Below are 26,598 nucleotides of genomic sequence, written 5' to 3' on the forward strand. Positions count from 1 at the left end.
CGCTTATCGCGTCTTCAATCGCCGGCTCACGCCGGGCGAGACCGTCACCCGCTGCGCCAGCGTGAACCCGAGCTGCACCACGAGGGCGAACAGCACAATCAGTACGGAACCGCCGACCACGCTCGCGTAATCCTTCGTGGCGAACCCGTCGATCACGAACCGGCCGAGCCCGCCCAGGCCCGTGTAGGCGGCCACGGTCGTCGTCGCGACCACCTGGATGGCCGACAGGCGCAGCCCGAGCAGGATGAGCGGCAGCGCGACGGGCACGAGCACCCGGCCGAGCACCTGCCCGCCGCGCAGCCCCATCCCGTACGCGGCGTCGCGCAGTTCGGGGTCCACGCCCCGGATGCCCTCGAAGGTGTTGACCAGGATCGGCGGCACGGCCAGCAGCACCAGCGGGATGATGACCGGCCAGGCGGAGGCGGTGCCGAGCAGCAGCACGAACATGACCAGCAGGCCCAGCGTGGGCAGCGCCCTGGACAGGTTGGCCGAGACCACCACGAGCAGCGCGCCCCTGCCGGTGTGCCCGATCAGCAGGCCCAGCGGGACCGCGACGAGCGCGGCGAGCAGCAGCGCCAGCACCGAGAACTCCAGGTGCTCCAGGAGCCGCGCCGGGATGCCGCCGGAGCCCGACCAGTTGGCCGGGTCGCCGAAGAAGTCGGTCAGCCAGGTCACGAGGCCCTCCTCGCCCGTACCCACGGGGTGAGCAGCCGCTGCGCGAGCACCAGCAGCCCGTCGGCGACCAGCGCCAGCGCCACGATGAGCACGATGCCGACGACGACGGGCGGCATGAACGGATTCTGGTAGGCCCGGGTGAACAGCATGCCCAGCCCGCCCTGGCCGATCAGCGCGCCGACGCTGACGAGGCTGATGCTGGAGACGGCGACCACCCGCAGCCCGGCCAGCACCACCGGAGCCGCGATGGGCAGCTCGACCTGCACCAGGCGACGCAGCGGCGTGAAGCCCATGGCCACGGCCGACTGGCGCACGTGGTCGGGCACCGACCCGATCCCGTCGACCACGGCCGGGATGAGCACCGCCATCGCGTAGAACGTCAGAGGGATGATCACCGTGGTCTGCGACAGGCCGGTGACCGAGATCAGCAGCATGAAGACGGGCAGCGACGGCAGCGCGTAGATGACGTTGAAGACGCCGGCCGTCGGCTGGTAGAGCCAGCGCCAGCGCACGCTGGCCAGGCCCAGCGGCAGGGCGAGCAGCAGCCCGGCGACGATCGGCACCAGCGACATGACGAGGTGGTCGCTGAGCAGGTCCCTGATGCTGCCGACCCGGCCGGTGTCCCAGTTGCGGGCGAGCCACTCCCAGATCGTCGGCGGCCCGTCATTCATGGGCGCGCTCCGGGCTCGCGGCCGGCCGGCCGTCGCCGGCCGCCACGGTCAGCGCCGCGTCGAGGTCGGCGCGGGTGGCCACGCCCAGCACCCGGCCGTCGTCGTCCACGGCGACCGCGCAGCCCGAGGGCGACAGCAGCGCCGCGTCGAGGGCCGCGCGCATGGAGTCGCGCCCCGGCCGGAACGTCCCGAACGGCTCGGGTCCGGCACGCCCGTCGCCGGGCACCCAGCCCGCCGGCCGCCCGTCGCCGGTCAGCGCGAGCAGCCACGGCTCGCTCCGGCCGCCCTCGTACCCTTCGGGCACGGTCAGGTCGGTGCGCAGGCGCAGCCCCTCGGTGGAGACGAACTGCAGGCGGCGGATGCCCCGGTCGTGGCCGAGGAACTCTCGGACGAAGTCGTCGGCGGGCTGGGTCAGCAGCGTCTCCGGCGCGGCGAGCTGCGCCAGCCGGCCGCCGACGCGCAGCACGGCCACCCGGTCGCCCAGCTTGATCGCCTCGTCGATGTCGTGGGTGACGAACACGATGGTCTTGCGCAGCTCTGCCTGGAGCCGGAGCAGCTCGTCCTGCAGGCTCGTCCGGACGATCGGGTCCACGGCGCTGAACGGCTCGTCCATGAGCAGCACGGGCGGGTCCGCCGCCAGTGCCCTGGCCACGCCGACCCGTTGCTGCTGCCCGCCGGAGAGCTGGAACGGGTAGCGCTCCGCCATGCCCGGCTCCAGCCCGACGCGTTCGAGCAGCTCCATGGCCCGGTCGCGGGCCTTGCGCCGGTCCCAGCCGAGCAACCGCGGGACGGTGGCGACGTTGTCCACGATCTTCTTGTGCGGGAACAGCCCCGCCTGCTGGATGACGTAGCCGATGCCGCGGCGCAGCGTGGGCGGGTCGATGTCGCGCACCGGCTCGCCGTCGAGCAGGATGCTTCCCTCGGTGGCGTCGATCATCCGGTTGATCATCCGGAGGGACGTGGTCTTTCCGCACCCCGAAGGACCGACGAACACCGTGATCTCGCCCGTGGGCGCCTCCAGCGTGAGGTCGTCCACGGCGACCGTGCCGTCCGGATAGCGTTTGGTGACAGCGTCAAATGTGATCACGCGCGACCTCTCGCTCACGGGCAGGGGCCGCGGCCCCGTGCCACGACCGCCGCATGATCTCCTAAACGACCACAGTACGGCGGCGTTGACCCCCGTGTCGCCGCGCCCCCGTGGTTAAACGGTTCACAACACCAGCCCGGTTGAGCGGGCGAAATCAGATCAATTCGGGATGTCGTGATGCGGCGGACTGTCCGAGTTGGCATGATTGCCTCACCATCAGTCAGACCCACCTGTCCCATCTGTCCCACCGGCACCGCCGCTCGCACTCCCCCCGCACCACTTCAGCAAGAGGAACGGCCCCGTGACCCAGCCGCTCACCGGTGAGCGCTCGCGCGCCGAGTCGCTCGCAGAGCTCTACGACCGTCACGCCCCCGGGCTGTTCGCGTACTGCGCCGACCAGCTCGGCGACCCGGGCTCGGCGGCGGAGGTACTGGCCGTCGTCCTCACCGGCGCCGCCACGCCGCCCCCGGCCCGCGCCGCGCTGTACGCCTACGCCCGCCGCGAGATCCGCCGGCGTGACGTCGTCTACGCGCCTCCCGCCGCCGACCCGCTGACCGACCCCGCGTCCGCGCTGGTGGAGCGGGCCCTGCGCGAGCTGCGACCGCACCAGCGTGAGGTCCTGGTGCTGTCGGAGGTGTGCGGGCTCGACCGCGCCGAGCTGGCCTGGGCACTCGACGTCGCGCCCGACACGGCGCAGGAACTGCTGATGAACGCCGCGCACCGCTACCGGCGGCTGCTCGGCGCGGCGCTGGCGGCCACGGCGGGGCAGGCGCCCAGCTCGGTGGCCGACGTCTACGGGGCACTGGAGGTCGCACCGCTGCGCGACGTGCTCGGCCGCCTGCCGTGGCCGTCGCCGCCCGCCGCGTTGCGCGTCCACTTCGCCGGATCCCGTACGGCTCCCGCCGCGCCGCTTTTCGTCCGCCCCCGCTGGCCGGTGCCGCCGCAGTGGCCGCTGCCGCTGAACGACCTGCGCGACCCGGCGACGACCACGGGCGTCTTCCCGGCCGACCTGCTGACGCCGCCCGAGCCGGGCCACCGGCCCGCCCACGACGCGACGACCGCGCCGATGCCCAAGGTGGGCGACCCGTCGGCCCCCACCGGCACCACCGGCCGCCCCGGTGGGAGCGGGACGTGGTCGTGGCAGGAGTTCTCCACGGGCGCCTGGCAGCCGTTCCCCGCCCCCTCCGCCACCCCACGCGCCGCGCCGGGTGCCGCCGAGACGCCGGTCGAGCGGCGCGAGCAGCCGTTCTACCTGCCGCGGCCCATCCCGGCCGACGTGTTGGACGACGAACCGGAGACGCTGGAGCTGCCCGCCATCACCGACGTGGCGAGCCGCCCGGACGCCGGCCGCGCCGGGGCGGACCGGCCGGGGAGCCTGTTCACGCCGCGCGATCAGACCGCCTCCCGGCAGCGGACCGCCGAACCGGTCTACCGGCTGCCGGCCCCCACCGCGCCGCAGGGGCCCTCCACACCCGAGGGCAGCACGGCGTCGCGGGGGCTCGCGCCCTCGCGGTACTTCGCGTCCGCGGACGGCCGGACCCCGAGCGCCGCCGCCGCCAACGAACCGCGGGCGGACCGCGCCGAGCAGGCTGGTCCCCCGGCCGCGACCGCCGAGACGGACGAGCTGACGACCCGGGCGGCGGACCGCTGGGCCGGCGCGTTCGAGGCGCCCGCGCGCCGGAGCGCGGCCGGACCGGCCACGAGACAGACCGGGAAGCAGCCATCCGGGAAGTCCGGGAAGTCCGGGAAGTCCGGGAAGCCGGTGCGCAAGGGCGGCGCGGCGGCCACGCGGGGCCGCAAGCCGCGCAAGGGCCGGCACCACGATTGGGCCTGGGAGGCGGTCGGGTTCCTGGTCTGCGTGGCCGTCGCGATGGCGGTGTTCTTCGCAATGCCCGCCTTCTTCGGCTTCTGACGGCGACCCGACGGCAGACGGCCCCCGCGTCGGTCGGCCCGACGGCGGACGGCCCGACGGCGAGCGGCCCGGCGTCAGCCGGCCGAGAGGATGAGGCCGCTGGTCGGCACGCCCGTGCCCGCGGTGACCAGGACGTTGTGGACGCCGGGGACCTGGTTGGCCGAGGTGCCCCGGACCTGGCGGACGGCCTCGGCGATGCCGTTCATGCCGTGGATGTACGCCTCGCCGAGCTGGCCGCCGTTCGGGTTGACCGGCAGGCGCCCGCCCAGCTCGATGCCGCCGTCGCGGACGAATCCCGCCGCCTCCCCCCGGCCGCAGAACCCCAGCTCCTCCAGTTGCGCCAGCACGAACGGGGTGAAGTGGTCGTACAGGATGGCCGTCTGGACGTCGGCGGGGCCGAGCCCGGACATCTGCCACAACCGCCCGCCCACCACGGACATCTCGGGCAGCCCGCTCATGTCGTCCCGGTAGTAGCTGGTCATCATCATCTGTCCCTCCCCCGCCCCCTGAGCCGCGGCCGTGATCAGGGCGGGTGACCTGCGCAGGTCCCGGGCCCGTTCGGCGGAGGTGACGACGAGGGCCACGGCCCCGTCGCTCTCCTGGCAGCAGTCGAACAGGTGCAGCGGTTCCACGATCCACCGGGACGCCTGGTGCTCCTCCAGCGTGAGGGGACGCCGGTGGAACCAGGCCTTCGGGTTGGTGGCGGCGTGCCGCCGCATGGCGACCGCGACCCGGCCGAAGTCCTCCGACGTCACGCCGTAGGCGTGCATGTAGCGCCGGGCGAACATGGCGACCCAGGCGGCGGGCGTCATCAGCCCGAACGGCACGTGCCAGCTCATCTCCAGCCCCTGCGAGGTCGGCTGCCCGCCGAGCCGCGCGTCGGGCTGACCGAACCTGCGGCCCGAGCGCTCGTTGAAGGCCCGGTAGCAGACGACCGTGCGGGCCGCCCCGGTGGCCACGGCCATGGCCGCGTGCGCCACGGTGCCGCAGGCGGCCCCGCCGCCGTACTCGACCCGGGAGAAGAAGGTCAGCTCGCCGGCCCCGATCTCCCTGGCCACGGCGATCTCCTGGTTGGTGTCCTGGGTGAAGGTCGCCATGCCGTCGACCTCCGCCGGGTCGAGGCCGGCGTCGTCGAGCGCGGCGAGCACGGCCTCGGCGGCGAGGCGCAGCTCTGATCGTCCGGAGTCCTTGCTGAACTCGGTGGCGCCGATGCCGGCTACCGCGGCCTGCGACTTCAACACGGAGAGGCTCCTCGTCAGGGGAGGGTGAACGTGACGACGGCGGTGGCGTGGTCGCCGAGGCTGACCCGGCCGCGGACCTCGGCCCGGAACCCGTCGCCCTCGCGGGCCACGACGGTGCCGCCGAGGCTGAGCCGGTCGCCCGCGTACGCGGGGACGCCCAGCTTGACGTCGATGCGCCGGATGACCGCCGCCGGCCCCGTCCAGTCGGTGACGTACCGTTCGACCAGGCCCATCGTGGTGAGGATGTTGAGGAAGATGTCCTTCGAGCCCTGGGCGCGGGCGAGTTCGACGTCGTGGTGCACCGGGGTGAAGTCCATCGTGGCCAGGGCGGTCGAGACGACCAGCGTGGGCGTGAGGTCGATCGTCAGCTCGGGGAGCGCCGCGCCGATCGCGACGTCGTTTCCGGTCAGGGTCCGCATCACGACTCCCGCGGCGTCCACTGCGGGAGGACCAGGTCGTCGTCCACGGCCCGGTAGGTCACGCGTACCGCCATGCCGACGCCCACGTCCTCGGGCGGGCAGCCCACGACGTTGCCCACGATCCGTACCCCTTCCGGCAGTTCCACCACCGCCACCACGAACGGCGCCCGGCGGCCCGGGACCGGCGGGTGGTGGTGGACGACGTAGCTGTAGACGGTTCCCTCACCGGCGGCCGTGACGTAGGAGCGGTCGGCCGAGCGGCAGTGGGGGCAGAGCGGGCCGGGCGGGTGACGCAGCCGGCCGCAGTCGGCGCAGCTCTGGATGCGCAGCTCGCCGCGCCGCGCGCCCTCCCAGAAGAACGCGGTGTCGGCGTTGACGGCCGGTCTGAGCGGGTACGGCTCGCCCCGTCCGGCCGAGGCCGAGGCCGGGGCCGGCGCGGTGCGGGGCCTGGGGCGGAACTTGAGCACCCGGAAGAGCATCTCGGCCACCGGCTCGTCGCCGTCCGCGTACCAGGTGACGTTCCAGGTGGCGAAGTACCCTTCGCCGAGGGCCGTGCGTTTGGGTCCGGACAGTCCGGTGAAGCGGGTGGCCGGGGTGAGCCGTTCGCCGAGGCGGGTGTATCGGTGGTAGGTCTGCTCGCAGTTGGTGGCCACGACGCCCGTGTAGCCGCGTGCCTCCAGCGCGGCGAGCACGTCGTCCACCGGGCTGCGGTCCTTGCCGCGCGGCCGGACGCCCTGCATGGTCCATACCTGGGCCATGGCGGGCGGGGCGACGCCCCGGTCGAGGTAGGCCGGGTTGGCGTCGCCCATGGCGTCCAGCCAGTGCCTGATCATGGGGATGTTGACCGGGTCGGCGGCGGGCGTCCCGCGCACCTCGCCGAGCGCCGCCTGCTTGTCGGCCAGCTCGCGCAACTCCTCGTCCGCGCCGCTCGCCGGGCCGCTCGCCGCGCCGCTCGCCGCGCCGGTCGCCGCGCCGGTCGGCTGGCCGGTCATCGGGGCGGCCTCGGCAGGCCCAGGCCGAGCATGGCAATCAGCTCGCGCTGCACCTCGTTCACGCCGCCGCCGAACGTCAGCACGACGCCGCCCTTGACGCCGTGGTCGAACCGTTCGAGCAGCTCCGCCGTCTCCGGGTCGGACGGGTCGCCGTAGCGGGCCAGGATGTCGCCGACCAGCCGGCCGACCTCCTGGGTCCGCTCCGAACCGTAGATCTTGGTGGCCGACGCGTCGGGCGCGCCCAGCCAGCCGAGGTCCATGCTCGCGGCGACCTGCCAGTTGAGCAGTTCGTTGGTGCGGAAGTAGGCGCGCACCCGGCCGAGCGCCCGCCGCACGTCGGGCTGCTCGGTCAGGCCGGTGCGGCGCGCCCAGGCGAGGAAGCGGTCGTAGGTGTGGCCGAGGTTCCCCGCCGGGCCCAGGGTGACGCGTTCGTGGTTGAGCTGGTTGACGATCAGGTCCCAGCCCTTGTCCACCTCGCCCACGACCATGTCCACCGGGACGCGGACGTCGCTGTAGTAGGTGGCGTTGGTGTGGTGGCGGCCGTCCATGGTGACGATCGGCGTCCAGGAGAAGCCCGGGTCGTCGGTGGAGGCGATCATCATGGTGATGCCCTTGTGCTTCTTGGCCTGCGGGTTGGTGCGGGTGGCGAGCCAGATGTACTGGGCGTGGTGGGCGCCGCTGGTGAAGACCTTCTGGCCGTTGACGACGTAGTGGTCCCCGTCGAGCACCGCGGTGGTGCGCAGCGCGGCCAGGTCGGTGCCCGCCTCGGGCTCGCTGTAGCCGATCGCGAAGTGGCACTCGCCGGCCAGGATGCGCGGCAGGAAGGTCTCCTTCTGCTCCTTCGTGCCGTACTGCATGAGCGTGGGGCCGACGGTCTGCAGGGTGATGAGCGGGTACGGGACGTTCGCCCGGGCGATCTCGTTGGCGAAGATCTGCTGCTCCAGGGGGCCGTAGCCGGCGCCGCCGTACTCCTTCGGCCAGCCGAGGCCGAGTTTGCGGTCGCGGCCGAGGCGGCGGCAGTGCTCCATGTACGCCTCGCCGAACGGGTCCTCGGCGATCTTGCGGCGGTCGTCGGCGGTGAGGCAGTTGCCGAAGTACTCGCGCAGCTCGTCGCGGAGCCTGCGCTGGTCGGACGTGAGATCGATCAGCATCAGACGAGCGCTCCGATCAGGTCGAGCTGGGCGTCCTGGCCGCCGAGCAGGTGTGACAGGTGCTTGGCCTGGGCGAAGTAGCGGTGCAGCGGGTAGGTCACGTCGAGGCCGAGGCCGCCGTGCAGGTGCTGGCAGGTGTAGAGGGCGCGGAACGCCTCCCCCACGTGGAAGGCGGCGACGGCCAGGTCCTCCTCGGCAGGCAGGCCCTCGCCGAGCCGCCAGGCCGCCGACCACATCGCGACGTCGAGCGCCCGCCCGGCGACGTACACGTCGGCGACCTGCATGGTGACGGCCTGGAACTCTGCCAGCGCCCGGCCGAACTGCCTCCTGGTCCTGACGTACTCGGTGGTGAGCCGGAGCGCCCCGGCCAGCACGCCGCCGGCCTGGGCGGCCACGGCCAGCGTGAAGATCTGCCGGGCCGCCGTGACGGCCTCGGCGCCCGCCACCCGCTCGGCCGGCGTCCTGTCGAGCACGACGGTGACGGCCGGCTCGCCGGTGGAGGTGAACTCGGGGATCGTCTCGGGGCGCTCGACGAGGAAGACGCCGGCGTCGGCGGTCACCAGCGCCGGGCCGCCCCCGCGCCACGGCACCTGGGTCTTCCTGCCGGTGAGCATCCAGCCCCCGTCCGTCCGGTCGGCCCTGGTGGCCGGCGGGTCGGCGAGGGCCCGGCCCGGCTCGCGCAGGGCGGGCACGGCCTCCGGGTGCGGGGGGCGGGCGCCGTACCGGCTGAGGAACAGGGAGCCCGCCAGGACGGGCAGCGCGGGGACCGCGGCGGCGTGGGCGCCCACCTCGCGCAGCAGCACGGCCATCTCGACGGGGCCCAGCCCGGAGCCGCCGGCCTCTTCGGGCGCGCACACGGCGAACAGTCCCGCCTCGCGCAGCCGGTCCTCGCCCGCGTCCCCGGCGAGCAGCTCGGCGATCAGCTTCCGCAGGTCCTGCTGGGTCTCGTCCAGACCGAAATCCATTACCCCTCCAGTAGGTGTGCCCGGCCGTTGCCTACGAACCCGGCCTCGATCGCGTTGACGTCATCGTCGTCCAGGAGCCGCCAGCCCGTGCCGGTGCGCAGCCAGACCGGGTCGGTGGTGCGCCACGCCTCGCGGGCGAGGCCGCTTTTGACGACCTTGTGCGAGGGGGTCTGCGGCAACGCCCCGCAGACACGGACGTATCGGGGTACGGCCTTGACGCCGAGATCGCGGCGGGAGGCGAGGAACGCGGCGAAGGCGTCGGGCGAGAACGGACCCGTCAGCACGAGCGCGGCCATGACCTGGTCCCCCGCCACCGCGTCCGGCACCGGGTAGACCGTCGCCTCGATCACGCCGGCGAACTCCCGCAGGGCCGCCTCGATCGGGGCGACCGCCAGGTTCTCCCCGTCCACCCGCAGCCGCTCGGTGCCCCGCCCGGCGAAGAACACGTGGCCCTCCGCGTCGGCGTAGGCCAGGTCGCCGGACCAGAAGGCGCCGTCGCGGACACGCTCGGCGTCCGCCTCGGGGTCGTTGTAGTAGCCGTCGAACAGGCCGGCGCCCGTCACGTTGACCAGCTCGCCGATCGCCTCCCCGGCGTTGACCAGCCGGCCGGCCACGAACCGGGCCGGTGGACAGCGCTCGCCGGTCGCCGGATCGCGGATCTCCACCCCCTCGGGCAGCCGGCCCAGGCAGCCCGGCGGCCCGTCCGGGTCAGGGGTGAGCGCGATCGCCGTCTCCGTGGAGCCGAACGCGTCGATCACCTGGCAGCCGAACCGCTCACCGAACCTGCGCACGGCCGTCGCGCTGCCCTCGTTGCCGAAGGCGAGCCGCAGCGGGCAGGCGGCGTCATCGGGGCGTGGCGGGGTGGCCAGGACGTAGGACAGTGCCTTGCCGACGTAGTGCAGGTACGTGCACCCGTACCGCCGGACGTCGGGGAGCAGCCCCGATGCCGAGAATCTGCGCCGCAGCGCCAGGGCCGCGCCCGAGGCGAGCGCCGGGGCGTAGGCCGCCATCAGCGCGCCCGAGTGGAACAGCGGCATCGAGCAGTAGACGACGTCGGCGGGTGTGAGCAGCGCGGCCAGGCTGCGGCCGGGGATCGCCAGCTTGCGCTGGGTGATCCGCACGGCCCTCGGCCGGCCCGACGTGCCCGAGGTGAAGATCAGCATCACCAGGTCGCCCGGAGCGGCAGCCTGGAACGACGGGGCGGGCGGTGTCGCCCGGGTCGGCGGGGCGGGCCGGGTCGGCGGGGCCGGTGGCGGCGACGGCGCGGCTAGGGGCGGCGGCGCGGCGGCTGCCTCGCCCAGGCGCAGGCATCCCACGCGCAGCTCCGCGGCCAGCGTGCGGGCCGTGTGCTCGTACGGGTCGTCGAAGAGCAGCAGGGCGACGTCCGTGGCGGCGGCGTCGCGGGCCAGCTCGGCGGGCGGGCGGGTGGGGTTCAGCGCGACGACCACGTGGCCGGCCAGCGCCGCCCCGCCGATGAGGAAGAGCAGTTCGGGCACGTTGTCGCAGAGCACGCCCACGTGGAGGGGACCGTTGCCGGCGTGCGCGTCGAGCCAGGTCGCGGCGCCGCCGGCGGCCGTCACGTGCTCCTGCCACGACCAGACCCGGTCCTCGGCGTACAGGCCGGGACGCTCGTCGTCGCCGCGGGCGAGCAGCAGAGCGGCGAGTGTGTCCGCAGCCATGCACCCCTCCACCAAGCGCTCGGTCAACCGAGACGCAAACTAGAACACATTCTAGTAGTTGTCCAGAGGGCCCCCCTCGCAACAAGTGGGGATATATGCGTGTAACGCCGAAGACATGGGCTTATGCGGGTCTTTTGTTAACCCGTGAGTAACAAGCCGTGACATGGTGAAATCAGATAACGTGTTCTTATGCGTACTCCGCACGCGGCCGCCGCCGCGCCCCCCAGCGACACCGAGGGGACCATGGAGAGCCACCCCACGTCCGGCGGGCACAGCGTCCGTACGCGTAGCCAGCACCAGCGCCGCAAGCGCATCGTCCAGGCCGCGGCGGCCCTCGCCTCGCGCGGCGGCGTCGAGGCGATGCAGATGCGCACCGTCGCCGAGCGGGCGGGCGTCGCCCTCGGCACCCTCTACCGCTACTTCCCGTCCAAGATGGACCTGGTCGTCGCGGTGGTCGGCGAGGAGATCGACCTGCTGGAGAGCAGCATCGAGCGCAGACCGCCGAGCGCGTCCACCCCGGCGGGCCGCGCGGTCGACGTGCTCATGCGCGCCACCCGCGGCCTCATGCGCGAGCCCGAGCTGGCCGACGCGCTGATCCGCTCGCTCATCCTGGCCGAGGTCGAGACGCCGTTCGGCGACCGCATGACGGACCTGCTGCTGCGCGTGTCCGCCGACGGCGCGGCGCGGGAGCAGCCGAGCGAGGAACAGACCGCGCTGGCGGGCTCCCTGTCCAGCATCTGGGTGCACGAGCTGCTCGAGATGCTGCGCGGCCGGCGCACCTACGAGCAGATCCAGCGCCGCATCGAGATCGCCGCCTCCCGGCTGCTCACCGTCCTGTAGCGGCGCGCCCGGCGGCGCGCCCGGCGGCGGGCGCCCCGTGGCGGGCGCCGGTCAGGGGCAACCCGCGGCGAGCGCCGGTCGGGGGGCGACCGGCGGCGAGCGCCGGTCGGGGCGACCGCCGCGTGCCGGTCCTGTCGGTGGCGGCGCGTATACAGAGGGTATGACCGACAAGCCGTCGCCCGAGGACTTCCTCAAGCTGGCCGACCCGCTGCGGCGCGAGCTGCTGGCGCACTGCTATCGCATGCTCGGCAGCGTCCACGACGCCGAGGACACGGTCCAGGAGACCTACCTGCGCGCCTGGCGCGGCTACGACGGATTCGAGGGGCGCTCGTCGCTGCGCACCTGGCTCTACCGGATCGCCACCACGGTCTGTCTCACGGCGATCGACAGCCGTGGCCGGCGGCCGCTGCCCACCGGGCTGGGCGCGCCCAGCGCCGAGGCCACCGCGCCGCTGGCCGAGCGGTCCGAGGTGCCGTGGCTGGAGCCGGTGCCCGACACCATGGTGGGGGCGGGCGCCGACGATCCGGCCCAGATCGTCACCTCGCGCGAGAGCGTCAGGCTCGCCCTCGTCGCGGCCCTGCAGCACCTGCCGCCGCGCCAGCGGGCGATCCTGGTCCTGCGCGACGTGCTCAGGTGGCGGGCCGCGGAGGTGGCCGAGGTGCTGCAGACCACCACCGCGGCGGTCAACAGCGGGCTGCAACGCGCGCGGGCCCAGCTCAGCGAGGTGTCGCCGAGTCTCGACGACCCCGTCGAGGTGCTGCCGGGCGAGCAGCGCGAGCGCCTCGACCGCTACGTCGCCGCGTTCGAGAGCTACGACGTGGCCGCGATCGTGGAGCTGTTCACCCATGACGCGGTCTGGGAGATGCCGCCCTACCCCACCTGGTATCAGGGGGCCGCGACGATCGGCCGGCTCATCGAGGTCAACTGCCCGGCCAACCGGCCCGGCGACCTGCGCCTCGTGCCGACCTCGGCGAACGGCCAGCCGGCCTTCGGGATGTACCTGCTGCGTGACGACGCCTACCACGCGTTCGCGCTGCCGGTCCTCACGCTGACCCGGGAGGGGGTCAGTCATGTGGCGATGTTCTTCGACCTGAGCCTCTTCGACGTCTTCGGGCTCGCCCGTACGTTGCCGGTTCCGGATCGGGCTTCCACCCGAAAATAGAACGGGTTACAGTCTGCTCCGGAGCATAGTTCTGGAGGCGACTGTGGGCACACCAGTGATCGTCGAGGCCGTCCGCACCCCCATCGGCAAGCGAGGCGGCCGGCTGGCCGGCCTCAAGGCCCAGCAGGTGCTGGCCACCGCGCTCAACGGGGTCGTCCGGCGGTCCGGCATCGACCCGGCGATCGTCGGCCAGGTGTTCGCCGGGTGCGTCACCCAGGCGGGCGAACAGGGCGGCCACGTCGGACGCCACTCCTGGCTCTACGCGGGGCTGCCGCACCAGACGGGCGTCACCACCATCGACGCCCAGTGCGGGTCGTCGCAGCAGGCGGTGCACCTGGCGGCGGCGATGATCAGCGCTGGGGTGATCGAGGCGGGCATCGGGTGCGGCGTGGAGGTCATGAGCCGCGCGCCGCTCGGCAGCAACGTGCTGCCGGCCAACCCCCGGCCCGACGACTGGAGCATCGACCTGCCCGACCAGTTCACGGCCGCCGAGCGCATCGCGGCCCGGCGCGGGCTGACCAGGGAGCGGCTCGACTGGTTCGGCGTGCGGTCGCAGCGGCTGGCGGCCAAGGCGTGGGCCGACGGGCGGTTCGAGCGGGAGATCGTGCCGGTCGGCGACGTCACCCGCGACCAGGGTCTGCGGGAGACGACCGCCGAAGGGCTCGCCGGGCTGAAGCCGGTCGCGGAAGGAGCCCTGCACACCGCCGGCACCTCGTCGCAGATCTCCGACGGCGCCGCCGCCGTGCTCGTGATGAGCGAACGGGCGGCGCGGGCCCACGGCTTACGTCCCCGTGCGCGCATCCTGGCCCAGGCCCTCGTGGGCGCGGAGCCGTACTACCACCTCGACGGCCCGGTGGAAGCGACCGCCGAGGTGCTCGGCGCGGCCGGGATGACGATCGGCGACATCGACCTCTTCGAGGTGAACGAGGCGTTCGCCTCGGTCGTGCTGTCCTGGGCGAGCGTGCACGAGCCCGACCTCGACCGGGTCAACGTCAACGGCGGCGCCATCGCGCTCGGCCACCCCGTCGGGGCCACCGGTGCCCGGCTGCTCACCACGGCGCTGCACGAACTCGAACGGTCGGACTCGACGACGGCGCTGGTCACGATGTGCGCCGGCGGCGCGCTTGCCACGGCCACCATCCTGGAACGCCTCTCCTGACGGCCTGCCGCCCGGCGGCGGGTTCGATGCCGGACGCTTCGAGGCCCTAGACTTCTAGACATCCGATGTTTAGGGAGAACAGCGTGGCGGTCACCGACGCGGCCATCGACAAGATCAAGCACATGATCCTTTCGGGCGAGCTGGCACCGGGGGCCAGGCTGCCGAAGGAGGCCGACCTGGCCGAGCGGCTGGGCCTGTCGCGCAACTCGCTGCGCGAGGCCGTCCGCGCGCTGGCACTGATCAACGTCCTCGACGTACGGCAGGGCGACGGCACCTACGTCACCAGCCTGGAGCCGAGGCTCCTGCTCGACACCATGTCGTTCGTGCTCGACCTGCACCGTGACGACACCGTGCTGCAGTTCTTCGAGGTGCGGCGCATCCTGGAGCCCGCCGCCACGGCGATGGCCACCAAGCTCATGACCGACGCCGACATCGAGGAGCTGCGCACGATCCTGGAGTCGCTGCCCGACGATCCGACGATCGAGGAGCTCGTCGCCAACGACCTGGAGTTCCACGCCCGGATCGCCCAGGGCTCGGGCAACACCGTGCTGTGCTCGTTCATCGAGAGCCTGTCGGGGCCGACCACGCGGGCGAGGATCTGGCGCGGGCTCACCCAGGAGGGCGCGCTGGAGAAGACCCGCGAGCAGCACACCGCGATCTATGAGGCCATCGCCGCCCGGCAGGCCGACGTGGCCCGCTCGTGGGCCACCGTGCACGTGGCCGGCGTCGAGTCCTGGCTCCGCAAGGCCCTCGCCTGACCAGGGGCGGCTCAGGCGGGGCCGGGTGAGTCCCGCTCGTCCGGCCGGGCCGCGCTCCGCCAGTACTGCCGCTTCTTCTCGTCGCGCACCACGACGCCCAGTTTCGCCAGTTCCAGCCGCAACTCCTCGGCGTCGTCGGCGTCGCTCTTCTCCACCGCGCGGGCGCGGGCCTTGAACAACGCGTGCGCGGCGGCGGACAGGTCGGGGTGGCCCTCCACCCAGCGCCGGAAGTCCGCCCTGTACGGGTCGCCGCCGGCCAGCCAGGGATAGCCGTGAGCCCGGAAGGCGGCGGCGAGCCGCTCCTCGGAGGGCAGGTCACCGCCCCGCCGGACGAGCTCACCCGTGTCGTGGCCGAGCAGCACGAACTGCTTGGCGTCGTAGCAGGCCCCGGCGACCGCCTCGCGCGACACCTCCTGCCGCGACTCGCGGCAGACGACCGTCACCCCGTCGTCGTCGACGGTCACCGTCACGTAGTAGTGCTCGGCGAGCACCGCGAGCACGAGCCCGGCGACGACGCCGACGGCGACGGCGCCGATCGTCAGCGGCGTCGGCGGAATCGACCCGATGAGCCGCAGCGGCCCCTCGAACGGGGTCCACGGCAGCGACGACACCCAGCCGACCAGGAGCTTCAGCAGCCAACCGGCTCCGGCGCCAAGGAGGGGGAAGCCGATCCAGAAGAGCGTGCGCTGTCCGGCCGTCGGGCCGAGCACCGTCGCCCGCCGGGATGACGCACCGGATGGCATCGTTCCGAACTCCCTTCGCCTCACCCACCGAGCGGATCATGCCGCTGAGACTCTAGTGCCCGGCGTGGCCACCTCTCGTCGGCCGAAAGTAGCGGCGACGCCGACTTTGGTCGCGCCGGGACGCGACCTCGGTGACGGGTAGGAGGCCGTCAACGGGTGGGCGGCTCCGGGACCCGGCCGACGCCGCACATGAAGTAGTTGCCCACCCTGCCCAGCGCCGGCTCGGTCACGGGGCGGTCCATCCGCCACTCGTGCAGGTTGACCAGGCCCGGCTCGACCAGGTCCAGGCCGTCGAACATGGGCGAGATCTCGCTGGACAGGCGCGCGACGAACTGCGCCGAGGCGTTGTCGTAGACCTGTTCCACGTCCGGCGCCACCTGCGGCCGGTCGTCCACCGCGACGTGGGAGATCACGATGTGGCTGCCCGGGACGAGCGAGTCGCGGATCCTGGCGACGATGCCCGCCGGGTCGTCGGAGTCGGGGACGAAATGGAGGATCGCCAGCATGAGGACGGCGACCGGCTGGGAGAGGTCGAGCTCCCGCTGGACGGTCGGGTCGGTGAGGATCTCCTCCGGGCGGCGCAGGTCGCCCTGGACGACGTGCACGTCCGGGCTTTGCTGCAGCAGCGCCCGGGCGTGGACGAGCACCTGCGGGTCGTTGTCGACGTACACGGTACGGCCTCCGGGGGCGTACCGCGCCACCAGTTGGTGCACGTTGTCCTGCGTCGGCAGGCCGGCGCCGATGTCCAGGAACTGGCGGATGCCCTGGTCGGCCAGGTAGCGCACGACGCGGGACAGGAAGCGCCGGTTCTCCTGGATGCCGATGGGGATCTCGGGGACGAGCCTGAGCACCCGCTCGGCCGCCTCCCGGTCCGCCGGCAGGTTGTCCTTGCCGCCCAGGAAGTAGTCGTACATGCGAGCGGCGTTCGGGATCTTCGCGTTGAAGCCGCTGCCGATCAGGGCCGGGTCCATCGATGCTCTCCACAGGTGGGCGACTCGGTGATCCTAACAACCGGATACGCGAAGAATGCTCGTATTAGGCGACATGTAGTGACATGATCTTCGGATGGCCGCTCCCCCCACCCCGCGCGTGCTGGGCGCCCAGTTGGCCGACGGCGTGACCCGAGGAAACATGTGGGCGCTGCTGTCGTTCGCGACGGCCGGCACCGCCGTGGTCTCGTTCCTGCCGTCGACCCAGCCGCACATCCTCACCACGATCCTCGGCGTGCCGGAGTCCGCGCAGGGCACGGTCGTCGGGCTGCTGGGCTTCACCGCCGAGCTGGCGATGATCATCAGCCTGGCCTGGTACGGAGCGCTGAGCGACCGGTTCGGCCGGCGGCTCGTCGTGATCGCCGGGCTGCTGCTGTGCGCGGTGGGCGTGGCGTTGTTCCCGTTCGCCGGCAACACCGCCGTGCTCGTCGCGCTGCGCGTGGTGTTCGGGCTCGGCGTCGCCGCGCTGAACGCCATGATGTCGACGATCGCGATCGACTACGTGCGCACCCGTTCGCGCGGCAAGTCGTACGGGCTCATCGGCGTCTTCGGCGGCCTGGGAGCGCTGGTGGCCGTGCTGGTCCTGGTCAGGCTGCCGCGCACCATGGAGGCCCAGGGGCTGGACGCGGTGGCGGCGACCCGGGTGTCCTTCCTGATCATCGCGGGCGGCATCCTCGTCGTGGCCGGCCTGCTGTGGCTGACGCTCTCCCCGGCCAAGGCGGGCCCGGCGGACGGGCACGTCCCGCTGACCCGCCTCGTCCGGGAAGGCCTGGTCCTGGTACGGGACCCGGGGGTCGCCCTGTCGTACGCCGCCTCGTTCGTGGCGCGCGCCGACCTGGCCATCGTCGTGGGGTTCATGAGCCTGTGGATCGCCGACCACGCCGTCAACGAACGCGGCATGTCGGGCGCGGAGGCGCTGGCCAGGGCCGGGGCGGTGGTGGGCGTGGCGCAGATGGTCGCGCTGGCGTGCGCGCCCCTGTTCGGCTGGCTCGGCGACCGGATGCGGCGCCAGGACCTGGTGATCGTCGCCCAGCTCGTCGCCGGGTGCGCCTACCTGTCCACCCTGCTGGTCACCGACCCGCTCGGCACCGACATGATGATCGTCGCGGTGCTCATCGGCGTCGGGGAGATCGCCGGCATCACGACCGCCGGGCCGCTGCTGGCCCAGCAGGTGCCCGCCGACGTGCGCGGCACAGCCTTCGGCGTGCACACGCTCTGCGGGGCCGCCGGCATCATGATCCTCTCCGCGCTGGGCGGGCTGCTGTACGACGTGTGGCGGCCCGCCGGCCCGTTCGTGGCGTCCGGGGTCGCCGGACTGCTCGTGGCCGCCTTCGGCCTGGCCGTACGGCGGCGCGTCAGGGCGAGCGCCCAGGCCGACCTGGGCCGTGAGGCGATGCCCGAGCGATAAACGGGAGGCGCCGCCCGCCCGCCGGGGGCGATACTCCTGGGATGCGCATCACGACCATCAGCCCCCATGACTCCCTGGGCCCGGAGCTGCTCGCCCTGCAGCACGCCGCGTACGCCGTGGAGGCCGAGCTCATCGGCGACGACCGCATCCCGCCGCTGCGCGAGACCCTGGAGGGGCTGCGCAGCGAGCCGCTGACCTGGCTGGGCATGTTCGACGGCGAGCGGCTGGTGGGCGCCGTGGCATGGGAGGAGACGCCCGAGGAGGTGGACGTCAACCGGCTCGTCGTGCACCCCGAGGAGCACCGGCGCGGCATCGGCCGGGCCCTAGTCGAGGAGGTCGTGGCCCGGGCGGGCGGGCGGCGGATCGTCGTGTCCACGGGGCGCGACAACAAGCCCGCGCGGGCCCTGTACGAGCGGCTCGGCTTCTGGGCGCGGGGCGAGCACGAGGTCATCCCGGGGTTGTGGATCGCGAGCTACCTCCACGAGCGGTCCGCCCGAGACCGCCCGCGAGGAGACACCCGGGGCTGACCGCACATGGCCGAGATCTCGGTGACATCCGGCTGGCGTTCCACAGCGGATGTTCGCAGGCTCGTCGTGGGCCGCTGGGCGTTCAGATGCCGATGAGTCGGACACGCTTGCCGCACAAGCGAGCCATGTCGTCCGCGTCGGAGGTCAGCATGGCCACCGGAGCACGCTGGCGCAGGGCCGTTTCCGCCACTGTCGCGTCGATCGCGTACTTGTGGCCATGCAGGCCGGCGGTTCTGAGCAGCTCAGCGGACCGCTTCGCGGTCTCCTCGGTCACCGGCTCGACCTTCACGCGGGACAGCACCCACTGCAGCCGGGGCAGGTCGACACGCGAGTGGCTGACCTCCACGATGGTGTTGGCGCCGATGACGACGTCGGCCCCCATGGCGTGGAACACCTGGAACATGGCGAGGATCTTGCGGTCCTGCGTGATCCAGGCGGAGAGCCCCTGGGAGTCCAGAACCACGGTTTCGACGTGGTCGATCACGCCGCGCTCGCCGAACCGCCGGAGTCCGCCGTCCCGAAGATCCTGGCGCGAGCCTCCGTCAGCTCCTCGTCGGTGAACTTCCCGTGCTCCTCCTGGTGACGCAGCAGGTCGGCACCCAGAAGTTCGTGCCGTAGCTGGCGTGCCACAGCTTCGGCCACGTAGCCGGAGACGTTGTCGGTGAGCTTCCTGAGCTCCGTGACCTGGTCACTCGGAAGGGTCACCGTGATGCGCGTCGTGTCGGCCATAGCGCAATCATACTGCGGTATGCGCGAGGACGGCCGGCCACGACTCACACCAGGCCGGCCGCCTCCAGTTCCCGCCACAGGTCGTCGGGCACCGGCCGGCTCCACAGCGCGGCGTTGGCCGCGACCTCCTGCGGCGACCGGGCGCCCACGACGATCGAGGCGACGGCCGGGTGGCGCAGCGGGAAGGCCATCGCCGCCTGTGGCAGGGCCACGCCGGACGACTCGCAGACGGCGGCGATGCGGCGGGCCCGGTCCAGGACGGCGGGCGGGGCCGGCTGGTAGTCGAACGTTCCCGACGGCCGCGGCGTGGCGAGCAGCCCGCTGTTGAAGACGCCCGCCGCCAGCACCCGCACGCCCCGCTCCAGGCAGGCGTCGAGCAGCGGCAGGCCCGACTGGTCGAGCAGCGTGTACCGGCCGGCCAGCATGACCACGTCGACGCCGGTCTCCCGGACGAAGCGCAGCGGCGCCCGCCACTGGTTCATGCCGACACCGATCGCCCGGACGACACCCTGGTCGCGCAGCTCGGCCAGCGCCGGGTACGCCTGGGTGAGCGCCTCCTCCAGATGGTCGTCGGGGTCGTGGATGAGGGCGAGGTCCACGCGCGACAGCCCGAGCCGGTCCAGCGACTCCTCCAGCGAGCGCCGCACGCCGTCTCGCGAGAAGTCCCACACCCGCTCGTATCCGGCCGGGACGTCGAAACCCTGGTCGTCGCGCCCGTCCCGGCCGGTCGGCCGGAGCAGGCGGCCGACCTTGGTGGACAGCACGTACCCGGTACGCCCGGCGAGCGCGGCGCCGAGGCGGCGTTCGGACAGGCCGAGCCCGTAGTGCGGCGCGGTGTCGAACAGCCGGACCCCGTGCGCCCAGGCCGCCTCGACCGTGGCGCGGGCCTGCTCCTCGCCGACCGCCTCGTACAGCCCGCCGATCGGCGCCGCGCCGAACCCGTGACGGGGCAGGTCGTCGAGCGTGCTCAATCCTGTGCCTTCCCGCCGGCTATCCGGCTGATCATGAGGGCGACCAGGATGATGGCGCCGTACACCACCGGCTGCCAGAATCCGGAGACGCCCTTGAGGGTGAGCAGGTTCTGCACCAGGCCGATCACCAGCACGCCGGTGAGCGCGCCGAGGATGGTGCCCTTGCCGCCGTCCATGCTGACGCCGCCGATGACCGCCGCGGCGAACACCATGAAGATCCAGCCGACGCCCTGGTTGGAGCCGATCGCGCCGAGCCGCCCGGTCTCCAGGATGCCGGCCAGCGCGGCGAGCATGCCGCCCAGGATGAACACGCCCCACAGCACCCGGTCCACCCGGATGCCGGCGGCCCGGGCCGCGTCGGCGTTGCCGCCGATGGCGTACAGGGAGCGGCCCACCCGGAAGTAGGCGAGCCCGGCGATGCCCGCGGCGAACAGCACCGCCGCGATCCAGATGGAGGCCGGCAGGCCGAGCCACAGGGCGCTGCCCAGGTAGAGGATCGAGTCGGGGAGCTGGAACAGCGTCTTGCCCTCGGTCGGGCCGAGCTGCAGGCCGTGCACGATGATCAGCATCGCCAGCGTGACGATGAACGCCGAGAGCTGGAACTTGACGATCAGGAACCCGTTGAACGCCCCGATCGCGGCACCGACGAGCAGGCAGAGCGGGATGACCAGCATGCCGGGCAGCCCGAGGCCGAACCCGCCGGCGGAGGCCGGGACCACCAGCATCACCGCGAGGGCGGGGGCCATGCCGACCGTCGACTCGAGCGACAGGTCGAACTTGCCGGAGATGAGGATCATCGCCTCGGCCAGCACCACCAGCGAGATCGCGGCCTGCTGCTGGAGCACGTTCGTCAGGTTGCCCGTCGTCAGGAACGTCGGGTCGAGGAACGCGCCCACGACGAGCAGGAGCAGGATCACCGGCACCAGGGTCAGGTCCCGGAACCGGGCGAGCCGCACCCGAGGGGTGGGCGCAGTCAGTGTCGTCACTGTTCAATGCCTTCCATCACGGCCACGAGCTCGTGGTCGGTCCACCCGCGCGGCACGTCCTTCACGACGCGGCCGTGGAACATCACCAGCACCCGGTCGCAGACGCGCAGGTCGTCCAGCTCGTCGGAGACGACCACGGCTCCCGCGCCGCGTTCGACGGCGTCCTCGACGGCGCCGAGCAGGGCCTGCTTGGCCTTGACATCGACGCCGGCCGTCGGGTTGATCACGACGAGCGCGGACGGGTCGTCCACCAGCGCCCGGGCGAACACCACCTTCTGGGCGTTGCCGCCCGACAGGTCGCCGACGGGCTGATCGGGTCCTTCGGTCTTGATCTGCAGCTCCTCGATGAGCTGCTGGGCCTTGGCCCGCCGCCGGGCCGGCGACACGACGCCGAACCGGCCGAGCTTGCGCGCGATCGGGATCGTGGCGTTCTCCGCCACGGACAGCAGCGGGACGAAGCCCTCGTGGTGGCGGTCCTCCGGCACGAAGCCGAGGCCGGCGCGCAGCGCGGCGGGCACGTCGCCCGGCCGCACCTCGGTGCCGTTGACGGTCACGCTGCCCGAGTCGGGCCTGCGCAGGCCGACGAGGGTCTCGGCGAGGCCGACCTTGCCGCTGCTGGCGGACCCGGCCAGGCCCACCACCTCGCCCGAGCGGACGGCGATGTCGACGTCGCGGTAGCGACCCGCCAGCGACAGGTTCGCGCCGGCCAGCACGACCCGGTCGCCGGCCGTGCGGGCGCGCGACTCGTAGGCGAGGGTGGCCTCGCCCGTCATCGCGGAGACCAGCTCGTCGTGCGGGAACCCGGCGACGGGCCTGGTCACGATGTGCCGGGCGTCGCGGAAGACCGTGACGCTCTGGCAGATCTCGTACACCTCGTCCAGATGGTGGGAGATGTACATCATCGTGACGCCCTGCTCGCGCAGGGCGCGCATGCGGGTGAACAGGCGGTCGATGGCCGGGCCGTCCAGCCGCGCCGTCGGCTCGTCGAGGATGATGAACCGGGCGCCGAAGGACAGCGCGCGGGCGATCTCCACGAGCTGCCGCTGCTCGATGCCGAGGTCGCCGGCCAGCGCCTCGGCGTCCACGTCCACCTCGTACGTGGCCAGCAGCTCGCGGGCCCTGGACCGCAGCGCCCGCCAGTTGATCATCCCCCGGTCGGTCTGCCGGTTGAGGAAGAGGTTCTCGGCGACCGTGAGGGCCGGGATGATCGTCGACTTCTGGTAGACGCAGGCGACGCGCCGCCGCCAGGCGTCGCGGTCCGCGAGGGCGGGCGCCGCCTCCCCGGCGAACCGCACCTCGCCCGCGTCGGGCCGCTGGAGGCCGGTCAGGATGGACACCAGGGTCGACTTGCCCGCGCCGTTGCGGCCGACGAGGGCGTGGGTCTCCCCCTCGGCGATCGCGATGCCCGCGCCGTTCAGCGCGACGGTCGGCCCGAAGCGCTTCACGATGTCCCGGGCTTCAACGTGATAGTTCATCACTTGACCTGGTTGCCCCAGAGGTTCTTGTCATCGACGTTGTCCTTGGTCACCAGCGGGGCCGGGAGCTGGTCCTCCAGGCCGTTCGGGAGCTGGATGATCGTGCTGTCGTGGTCCGTCGGCCCCGGCTTGAACGTCTTGCCCTCGACCGCCGCCTTGGCGTAGAAGAGCGCATACCGGGCGTACAGGTCGGCCGGCTGGGACACCGTCGCGTCGATGTCGCCCTTGCGGATCGCCTCGAACTCCTGCGGGATGCCGTCGTTGGACACCACGACGACGTGCTTGGGGTCGTCCGGCGGGACGAGCAGGCCCTTCTGCTTGAGCACCTGCAGCGTCGGCGCCAGGTGGACGCCGCCCGCGTGCATGTAGATGCCCTTCACGTCGGGGTTCTGCTCCAGGCGGGTCTGCAGCATGGACGCGGCCTTGCTGCCTTCCCACTCGGTCGGCTCCTCGAAGACCGTGATCCCGGGGAACTTCGTCTTCATGCACTCGCGGAACGCCTCGGCCCGGTCGCGTCCGTTGACGGAGCTGAGCGCGCCCATGAGCTCGACGACCTTGCCCTTGCCGCCGAGCTTCTCGCCGAGGAACTCGCAGGCCTTCGTCCCGTATGCCCTGTTGTCGGCCCGGACGACCATGTAGACCTTGCCCTTGTCGGGCCGGGTGTCCACGGTGACGACCGGGATCTTCCGGTTCTCCAGGGTCTGCAGGGTGCTGGCGATGGCGCCCGTGTCCTGCGGGGCCATGACGATGGCCTTGGCGCCCTGGCCGACCAGCGCCTGGACGTTGTTGACCAGCTTGGTGACGTCGTTCTGCGAGTTGGTGGCCGGCATCAGGTCCACCTTGAGCTCGCCGGCGATCTGCGGGACGTACTTCATGTAGGAGTTCCAAAAGTCGGAGTCGGCACGCGGGTGGTCGATGCCGACCTTGCCGCCGCCGCTCCCTTCGCCGGCTGTGGGTGTGCTGGAGCCGCACGCGGCGACGACCGCCAAGAGGGCCGCGCCTGCGACCGCCGGGCCGAGCTTCATCGTGGGAGCTACCTTCCTCGGGCGGGCCTGGCCCGGTGCGGGCCGGCCCTGATCTGCCTTGGTTCAGTTCTCCGGCCGGAGCCGGAGTCCTTGCATGCCGCCGTCGACGGCGAGCGCCGTGCCCGTGGTCGCCCCGGCCTCCGGGCCCGCCAGGTAGGCGATCGCCGCGGCGACCTCCGCCGCGCTGACCAGTCGCCCCATCGGCTGCCTGGCGTTGAGCGCCCGCCTCTCCGCCTCGGGGTCGTCGGCCGCGTCCAGCAGCCGTCCTACCCAGGGCGTGTCCGCCGTTCCGGGATTGACGCAGTTGACCCGGATGCCCTCGCGCACGTGGTCGGCGGCCATCGCCAGCGTCAGCGACAGGACGGCCCCCTTGGTGGCGCTGTAGAGCGCCCGCCTGGGCAGCCCGGCGGTGGCCGCGATCGAGCACACGTTGACGATGGAGGCGTGCCCGGACCGCCTCAGGTACGGCAGGGCCGCGCGGGCGACCCGGACCATGCCGAGGACGTTCACGTCGAAGACGCGCTGCCACTCGCCGTCCGGGTTGTCCTCGACGGTGCCCTGCGCCCCGATGCCGGCGTTGTTGACGAGCACGTCGATGCCGCCGAGCCGGTCGGCCGCCTCGGCGACGGCCGCGCGGACCTGGGCGTCGTCGGTGACGTCCATCTTGATCCCGACGAACGGCTCGCCGGGCGGGTTGAGGTCGAGGCAGGCCACGCGCATGCCGCGCTCGGCCAGCAGGGTCGCGGTGGCCAGGCCGATGCCCGAGCCGCCGCCGGTCACGATCGCTGTGAGACTCATGCGTCCTTCCAGACCTCGCCGCCGGGGAAACTGTGGGCGGCGATCGACTTGGCGTGCATCTCGGCGCTGAAACCCGGCGCGCTCGGCGCGACGTACCTGCCGCGCTCGATGACGACGGGGTCCACGAAGTGCTCGTGCAGGTGGTCGACGTACTCGATCACCCGGTTGTCCATGGAGCCGGTGACGGCCACGTAGTCGAACATCGACAGGTGCTGCACCAGCTCGCACAGCCCCACGCCGCCGGCGTGCGGGCAGACCGGGATGCCGAACTTCGCGGCGAGGAGCAGGATGGCGACGTTCTCGTTGACGCCGCCGACGCGGGCGGAGTCGATCTGCAGGTAGGAGATGGCGCCCGCCTGCAGGAGCTGCTTGAAGACGATGCGGTTCTGCACGTGCTCGCCGGTGGCGACCGGGACGGGCCTGATGCCCGCGGCGATGGCGGCGTGGCCGAGCACGTCGTCGGGGCTGGTCGGCTCCTCCACCCAGTGCGGGCGGAACTCGCTCAGCGCGTTCACCCAGGCGATGGCCGAGTCCACGTCCCAGCGCTGGTTGGCGTCGATCGCGATGGGGAAGTCGGGGCCGCACACCTCGCGGGCCACCCGGAAGCGCCGCACGTCGTCGTCGAGGTCGGCGCCGACCTTGAGCTTGATCTGGCCGAAGCCCTGGTCGAGGGCCTCCTTGCAGAGTCGTCTGAGCTTGTCGTCGTCGTAGCCGAGCCAGCCGGGCGAGGTGGTGTAGGCGGGGTAGCCCTCGGCCCGGAGCCGGGCGATCCGCTGCTGCTTGCCCGGCTCGGCCGCCCGCAGGATCTCCAGGGCCTGCTGCGGGGTCAGCGCGTCGCTGAGGTAGCGGAAGTCGACCAGGCCGACGATCTGCTCGGGCGTCATCTCCGACAGCAGCAGCCAGACCGGCTTGCCCTCGCGTTTGGCCCGCAGGTCCCACAGGGCGTTGACCACGGCGGAGATCGCCATGTGCATGACGCCCTTCTCCGGCCCGAGCCAGCGTAGCTGCGAGTCGTCCACCATCTCCTTGTAGAGCGCGCCGAGGTCCTCGGCGTCCCGGCCGAGCACGTACCGCTCCAGCGCGCTGATCGCGGTGGTCTGCACGTCGTTGCCGCGCCCGATCGTGAACGCGAACCCGTGCCCGGAGAACCCGTCGTCGGTCTTCAGCACCACGTAGGCGGCGGAGTAGTCGGGATCGGGGTTCATCGCGTCGGAGCCGTCGAGCTCGCGGGAGGTGGGGAAGCGCACGTCGTGCGTCTCCATCGCCACGATCCGGTACGGGGCCTTCGCGGCGGTCATGCCTGCCCCACCGTCTGGCGCTGGCGGCCCAGCCCCTCGATCTCCAGCTCCACGACGTCGCCCGCGCGCAGGTACGGCTGGCCGGGGATGCCCATCGCGACGCCGGCGGGAGTGCCGGTGTTGATGACGTCACCCGGCTCCAGCACCATGAACTGGCTGAGGTAGCGGACGATCTCCGCCACATCGAAGATCATGTTCTTGCTGTGGCCGTCCTGGCGCAGCTCGCCGTTCACCCACAGACGCATGGGCAGGCGCTGCGGGTCGGCGATCTCGTCGGCGGTGACGAGCCACGGGCCGAACGGGTTGAACGTCTCGCACGACTTGCCCTTGTCCCACTGGCCGCCCCGCTCAAGCTGGAACTCCCGCTCGGAGACGTCGTTGGAGATCGCGTAACCGGCGACGGCGTCCAGGGCCTCCTTCCGGCCGGCGAGGTAGCGGGCCCGCTTGCCGATGACGACGGCGAGCTCCACCTCCCAGTCGGTCTTCACGCTGCCGCGCGGCACCAGCACCTCGTCGTACGGGCCGACCATGGTGTTGGCCGCCTTCATGAACACGACGGGCTCGGCCGGCACGTCGGCTCCCGACTCGGCCGCGTGGTCGCTGAAGTTGAGGCCGATGCACACGATCTTGCCGGGCCGGGCGAGGGGAGCTCCGACGCGCAGCCCCGCCGCCTCGACGACCGGCAGCTCGTCGCGTTCGAGCGCCTCGCGGACGCGCGCCACTCCCCCGGAAGCGAGGAAAGCCCCGTCGATCTCCGGCTCTCCGATGTCGCGCAGGTCACCGGCGCTGTCCATCACCACCGGCCGTTCCTGCCCGACAGGTCCTACTCGCAGCAGCTTCACACCGCATCCTTCGTTCATACATCGGATGTCTATAGGCTCGATGCTGGTAGGCGTGGCCGGTGATGTCAAGACCCGCACCACGTACACATCCGATCC

27 protein-coding genes are annotated in these 26,598 nt (G+C 72.5%); 7 read left to right on the forward strand and 20 right to left on the reverse strand.

Annotation, left to right across the window (positions count from 1 at the left end):
* Positions 1–3: 3 nt before the first annotated feature.
* Genes ACGF0J_RS23725 through ACGF0J_RS23735 form a run of 3 tightly spaced genes read right to left on the reverse strand, consistent with a single transcriptional unit; the run spans position 4 to position 2,433 of the window.
* Positions 4–675: an ABC transporter permease gene (locus ACGF0J_RS23725; protein ID WP_393149135.1), complete on the reverse strand. Its 672-nt coding sequence runs from the start codon at positions 673–675 to the stop codon at positions 4–6.
* The gene (locus tag ACGF0J_RS23730; RefSeq protein ID WP_393149136.1) at positions 672–1,346 is read right to left on the reverse strand and encodes an ABC transporter permease; all 675 of its coding nucleotides are present in this window, start codon (positions 1,344–1,346) and stop codon (positions 672–674) included. Before ACGF0J_RS23730 ends, ACGF0J_RS23725 begins: the two co-directional genes overlap by 4 nt.
* Entirely contained in the window at positions 1,339–2,433 is a 1,095-nt protein-coding gene (locus ACGF0J_RS23735) for an ABC transporter ATP-binding protein (RefSeq protein WP_393149137.1), read from the reverse strand. The genes ACGF0J_RS23730 and ACGF0J_RS23735 overlap by 8 nt, the downstream gene beginning before the upstream one ends.
* Positions 2,434–2,734: 301 nt before the next feature.
* Here ACGF0J_RS23735 and ACGF0J_RS23740 point away from each other — a divergent pair, with 301 nt between their 5' ends.
* The gene (locus ACGF0J_RS23740) at positions 2,735–4,345 is read left to right on the forward strand and encodes a sigma factor-like helix-turn-helix DNA-binding protein (protein WP_393149138.1); all 1,611 of its coding nucleotides are present in this window, start codon (positions 2,735–2,737) and stop codon (positions 4,343–4,345) included.
* Between the two features lie 74 nt (positions 4,346–4,419).
* Here ACGF0J_RS23740 and ACGF0J_RS23745 read toward each other — a convergent pair whose 3' ends face one another.
* The 6 genes from ACGF0J_RS23745 to ACGF0J_RS23770 are packed head-to-tail and all read right to left on the reverse strand — an operon-like array spanning position 4,420 to position 10,792.
* Positions 4,420–5,586 carry a lipid-transfer protein gene (locus ACGF0J_RS23745; RefSeq protein ID WP_393149139.1) on the reverse strand — a complete coding sequence of 389 codons (1,167 nt, stop codon included), beginning with the start codon at positions 5,584–5,586 and terminating at the stop codon, positions 4,420–4,422.
* Between the two features lie 14 nt (positions 5,587–5,600).
* Positions 5,601–6,005 (reverse strand): MaoC/PaaZ C-terminal domain-containing protein, encoded by a 405-nt coding sequence (locus tag ACGF0J_RS23750; protein ID WP_393149140.1) that lies wholly within the window; start codon positions 6,003–6,005, stop codon positions 5,601–5,603.
* Positions 6,005–6,997 (reverse strand): Zn-ribbon domain-containing OB-fold protein, encoded by a 993-nt coding sequence (locus ACGF0J_RS23755; protein ID WP_393149141.1) that lies wholly within the window; start codon positions 6,995–6,997, stop codon positions 6,005–6,007. Before ACGF0J_RS23755 ends, ACGF0J_RS23750 begins: the two co-directional genes overlap by 1 nt.
* Complete coding sequence (locus ACGF0J_RS23760) at positions 6,994–8,148, reverse strand: acyl-CoA dehydrogenase family protein (RefSeq protein ID WP_393149142.1); 1,155 nt, start codon at positions 8,146–8,148, stop codon at positions 6,994–6,996. The genes ACGF0J_RS23755 and ACGF0J_RS23760 overlap by 4 nt, the downstream gene beginning before the upstream one ends.
* The gene (locus ACGF0J_RS23765) at positions 8,148–9,113 is read right to left on the reverse strand and encodes an acyl-CoA dehydrogenase family protein (RefSeq protein WP_393149143.1); all 966 of its coding nucleotides are present in this window, start codon (positions 9,111–9,113) and stop codon (positions 8,148–8,150) included. The genes ACGF0J_RS23760 and ACGF0J_RS23765 overlap by 1 nt, the downstream gene beginning before the upstream one ends.
* Positions 9,113–10,792, reverse strand: a complete 1,680-nt coding sequence (locus ACGF0J_RS23770) for an AMP-binding protein (RefSeq protein ID WP_393149144.1) — start codon at positions 10,790–10,792, stop codon at positions 9,113–9,115. The genes ACGF0J_RS23765 and ACGF0J_RS23770 overlap by 1 nt, the downstream gene beginning before the upstream one ends.
* A 189-nt stretch (positions 10,793–10,981) precedes the next feature.
* Here ACGF0J_RS23770 and ACGF0J_RS23775 point away from each other — a divergent pair, with 189 nt between their 5' ends.
* From ACGF0J_RS23775 to ACGF0J_RS23790, 4 genes are all read left to right on the forward strand, one after another.
* A complete protein-coding gene (locus ACGF0J_RS23775) occupies positions 10,982–11,632 on the forward strand; it encodes a TetR family transcriptional regulator (protein ID WP_393149145.1) in 651 nt (216 codons plus the stop codon).
* Between the two features lie 160 nt (positions 11,633–11,792).
* Positions 11,793–12,794 (forward strand): sigma-70 family RNA polymerase sigma factor, encoded by a 1,002-nt coding sequence (locus ACGF0J_RS23780; RefSeq protein ID WP_393149146.1) that lies wholly within the window; start codon positions 11,793–11,795, stop codon positions 12,792–12,794.
* 43 nt (positions 12,795–12,837) lie between these two features.
* A complete protein-coding gene (locus ACGF0J_RS23785; RefSeq protein WP_393149147.1) occupies positions 12,838–13,953 on the forward strand; it encodes a steroid 3-ketoacyl-CoA thiolase in 1,116 nt (371 codons plus the stop codon).
* A gap of 83 nt (positions 13,954–14,036) precedes the next feature.
* Positions 14,037–14,711: a FadR/GntR family transcriptional regulator gene (locus ACGF0J_RS23790; RefSeq protein WP_393149148.1), complete on the forward strand. Its 675-nt coding sequence runs from the start codon at positions 14,037–14,039 to the stop codon at positions 14,709–14,711.
* Positions 14,712–14,722: 11 nt separating this feature from the next.
* Here the strand turns inward: ACGF0J_RS23790 and ACGF0J_RS23795 are convergent, their stop codons facing one another.
* Together ACGF0J_RS23795 and ACGF0J_RS23800 are read right to left on the reverse strand one after the other, a co-directional pair.
* Entirely contained in the window at positions 14,723–15,454 is a 732-nt protein-coding gene (locus tag ACGF0J_RS23795; protein WP_393149149.1) for a hypothetical protein, read from the reverse strand.
* Between the two features lie 149 nt (positions 15,455–15,603).
* Positions 15,604–16,425, reverse strand: a complete 822-nt coding sequence (locus ACGF0J_RS23800) for an SAM-dependent methyltransferase (RefSeq protein ID WP_393149150.1) — start codon at positions 16,423–16,425, stop codon at positions 15,604–15,606.
* Between the two features lie 94 nt (positions 16,426–16,519).
* Here ACGF0J_RS23800 and ACGF0J_RS23805 point away from each other — a divergent pair, with 94 nt between their 5' ends.
* Both ACGF0J_RS23805 and ACGF0J_RS23810 read left to right on the forward strand, forming a co-directional pair.
* Positions 16,520–17,851, forward strand: a complete 1,332-nt coding sequence (locus tag ACGF0J_RS23805; RefSeq protein ID WP_393149151.1) for an MFS transporter — start codon at positions 16,520–16,522, stop codon at positions 17,849–17,851.
* Between the two features lie 41 nt (positions 17,852–17,892).
* Positions 17,893–18,378, forward strand: a complete 486-nt coding sequence (locus ACGF0J_RS23810) for a GNAT family N-acetyltransferase (RefSeq protein ID WP_393149152.1) — start codon at positions 17,893–17,895, stop codon at positions 18,376–18,378.
* Between the two features lie 82 nt (positions 18,379–18,460).
* On the opposite strand, the gene ACGF0J_RS23815 is transcribed toward ACGF0J_RS23810, so the two are convergent.
* From ACGF0J_RS23815 to ACGF0J_RS23855, 9 genes are all read right to left on the reverse strand, one after another.
* Positions 18,461–18,862: a PIN domain-containing protein gene (locus ACGF0J_RS23815; protein ID WP_393149153.1), complete on the reverse strand. Its 402-nt coding sequence runs from the start codon at positions 18,860–18,862 to the stop codon at positions 18,461–18,463.
* A complete protein-coding gene (locus ACGF0J_RS23820; RefSeq protein ID WP_393149154.1) occupies positions 18,859–19,107 on the reverse strand; it encodes a hypothetical protein in 249 nt (82 codons plus the stop codon). Before ACGF0J_RS23820 ends, ACGF0J_RS23815 begins: the two co-directional genes overlap by 4 nt.
* A 44-nt stretch (positions 19,108–19,151) precedes the next feature.
* Positions 19,152–20,078 (reverse strand): aldo/keto reductase, encoded by a 927-nt coding sequence (locus ACGF0J_RS23825; RefSeq protein WP_393149155.1) that lies wholly within the window; start codon positions 20,076–20,078, stop codon positions 19,152–19,154.
* Entirely contained in the window at positions 20,075–21,064 is a 990-nt protein-coding gene (locus ACGF0J_RS23830; RefSeq protein ID WP_393149156.1) for an ABC transporter permease, read from the reverse strand. Before ACGF0J_RS23830 ends, ACGF0J_RS23825 begins: the two co-directional genes overlap by 4 nt.
* Complete coding sequence (locus ACGF0J_RS23835) at positions 21,061–22,539, reverse strand: sugar ABC transporter ATP-binding protein (protein WP_393149157.1); 1,479 nt, start codon at positions 22,537–22,539, stop codon at positions 21,061–21,063. Before ACGF0J_RS23835 ends, ACGF0J_RS23830 begins: the two co-directional genes overlap by 4 nt.
* Positions 22,539–23,564 carry a sugar ABC transporter substrate-binding protein gene (locus ACGF0J_RS23840; protein ID WP_393149158.1) on the reverse strand — a complete coding sequence of 342 codons (1,026 nt, stop codon included), beginning with the start codon at positions 23,562–23,564 and terminating at the stop codon, positions 22,539–22,541. Before ACGF0J_RS23840 ends, ACGF0J_RS23835 begins: the two co-directional genes overlap by 1 nt.
* Before the next feature lie 63 nt (positions 23,565–23,627).
* Positions 23,628–24,362: an SDR family NAD(P)-dependent oxidoreductase gene (locus ACGF0J_RS23845; protein WP_393149159.1), complete on the reverse strand. Its 735-nt coding sequence runs from the start codon at positions 24,360–24,362 to the stop codon at positions 23,628–23,630.
* Positions 24,359–25,660, reverse strand: coding sequence for an L-fuconate dehydratase (locus ACGF0J_RS23850; RefSeq protein ID WP_393149160.1), 1,302 nt, complete (start codon positions 25,658–25,660; stop codon positions 24,359–24,361). Before ACGF0J_RS23850 ends, ACGF0J_RS23845 begins: the two co-directional genes overlap by 4 nt.
* Positions 25,657–26,502, reverse strand: coding sequence for a fumarylacetoacetate hydrolase family protein (locus tag ACGF0J_RS23855; protein WP_393149161.1), 846 nt, complete (start codon positions 26,500–26,502; stop codon positions 25,657–25,659). The genes ACGF0J_RS23850 and ACGF0J_RS23855 overlap by 4 nt, the downstream gene beginning before the upstream one ends.
* Positions 26,503–26,598: the final 96 nt, after the last annotated feature.

This window comes from Nonomuraea sp. NPDC047897 (assembly GCF_043204415.1).
GTDB lineage: Bacteria > Actinomycetota > Actinomycetes > Streptosporangiales > Streptosporangiaceae > Nonomuraea.

Excerpts from the sequence above, each read along its gene's own strand:
- ACGF0J_RS23750 (WP_393149140.1), bottom strand. The coding sequence starts at position 6,005 with ATGCGGACCCTGACCGGAAACGACGTCGCGATCGGCGCGGCGCTCCCC.
- ACGF0J_RS23775 (WP_393149145.1), top strand. The coding sequence starts at position 10,982 with ATGCGTACTCCGCACGCGGCCGCCGCCGCGCCCCCCAGCGACACCGAG.
- ACGF0J_RS23805 (WP_393149151.1), top strand. The coding sequence starts at position 16,520 with ATGGCCGCTCCCCCCACCCCGCGCGTGCTGGGCGCCCAGTTGGCCGAC.
- ACGF0J_RS23835 (WP_393149157.1), bottom strand. The coding sequence starts at position 22,539 with ATGAACTATCACGTTGAAGCCCGGGACATCGTGAAGCGCTTCGGGCCG.
- ACGF0J_RS23770 (WP_393149144.1), bottom strand. The coding sequence starts at position 10,792 with ATGGCTGCGGACACACTCGCCGCTCTGCTGCTCGCCCGCGGCGACGAC.
- ACGF0J_RS23840 (WP_393149158.1), bottom strand. The coding sequence starts at position 23,564 with ATGAAGCTCGGCCCGGCGGTCGCAGGCGCGGCCCTCTTGGCGGTCGTC.
- ACGF0J_RS23800 (WP_393149150.1), bottom strand. The coding sequence starts at position 16,425 with ATGGACCCGGCCCTGATCGGCAGCGGCTTCAACGCGAAGATCCCGAAC.
- ACGF0J_RS23850 (WP_393149160.1), bottom strand. The coding sequence starts at position 25,660 with ATGACCGCCGCGAAGGCCCCGTACCGGATCGTGGCGATGGAGACGCAC.
- ACGF0J_RS23795 (WP_393149149.1), bottom strand. The coding sequence starts at position 15,454 with ATGCCATCCGGTGCGTCATCCCGGCGGGCGACGGTGCTCGGCCCGACG.
- ACGF0J_RS23810 (WP_393149152.1), top strand. The coding sequence starts at position 17,893 with ATGCGCATCACGACCATCAGCCCCCATGACTCCCTGGGCCCGGAGCTG.
- ACGF0J_RS23730 (WP_393149136.1), bottom strand. The coding sequence starts at position 1,346 with ATGAATGACGGGCCGCCGACGATCTGGGAGTGGCTCGCCCGCAACTGG.
- ACGF0J_RS23760 (WP_393149142.1), bottom strand. The coding sequence starts at position 8,148 with ATGCTGATCGATCTCACGTCCGACCAGCGCAGGCTCCGCGACGAGCTG.
- ACGF0J_RS23755 (WP_393149141.1), bottom strand. The coding sequence starts at position 6,997 with ATGACCGGCCAGCCGACCGGCGCGGCGACCGGCGCGGCGAGCGGCGCG.
- ACGF0J_RS23845 (WP_393149159.1), bottom strand. The coding sequence starts at position 24,362 with ATGAGTCTCACAGCGATCGTGACCGGCGGCGGCTCGGGCATCGGCCTG.
- ACGF0J_RS23780 (WP_393149146.1), top strand. The coding sequence starts at position 11,793 with ATGACCGACAAGCCGTCGCCCGAGGACTTCCTCAAGCTGGCCGACCCG.
- ACGF0J_RS23765 (WP_393149143.1), bottom strand. The coding sequence starts at position 9,113 with ATGGATTTCGGTCTGGACGAGACCCAGCAGGACCTGCGGAAGCTGATC.
- ACGF0J_RS23820 (WP_393149154.1), bottom strand. The coding sequence starts at position 19,107 with ATGGCCGACACGACGCGCATCACGGTGACCCTTCCGAGTGACCAGGTC.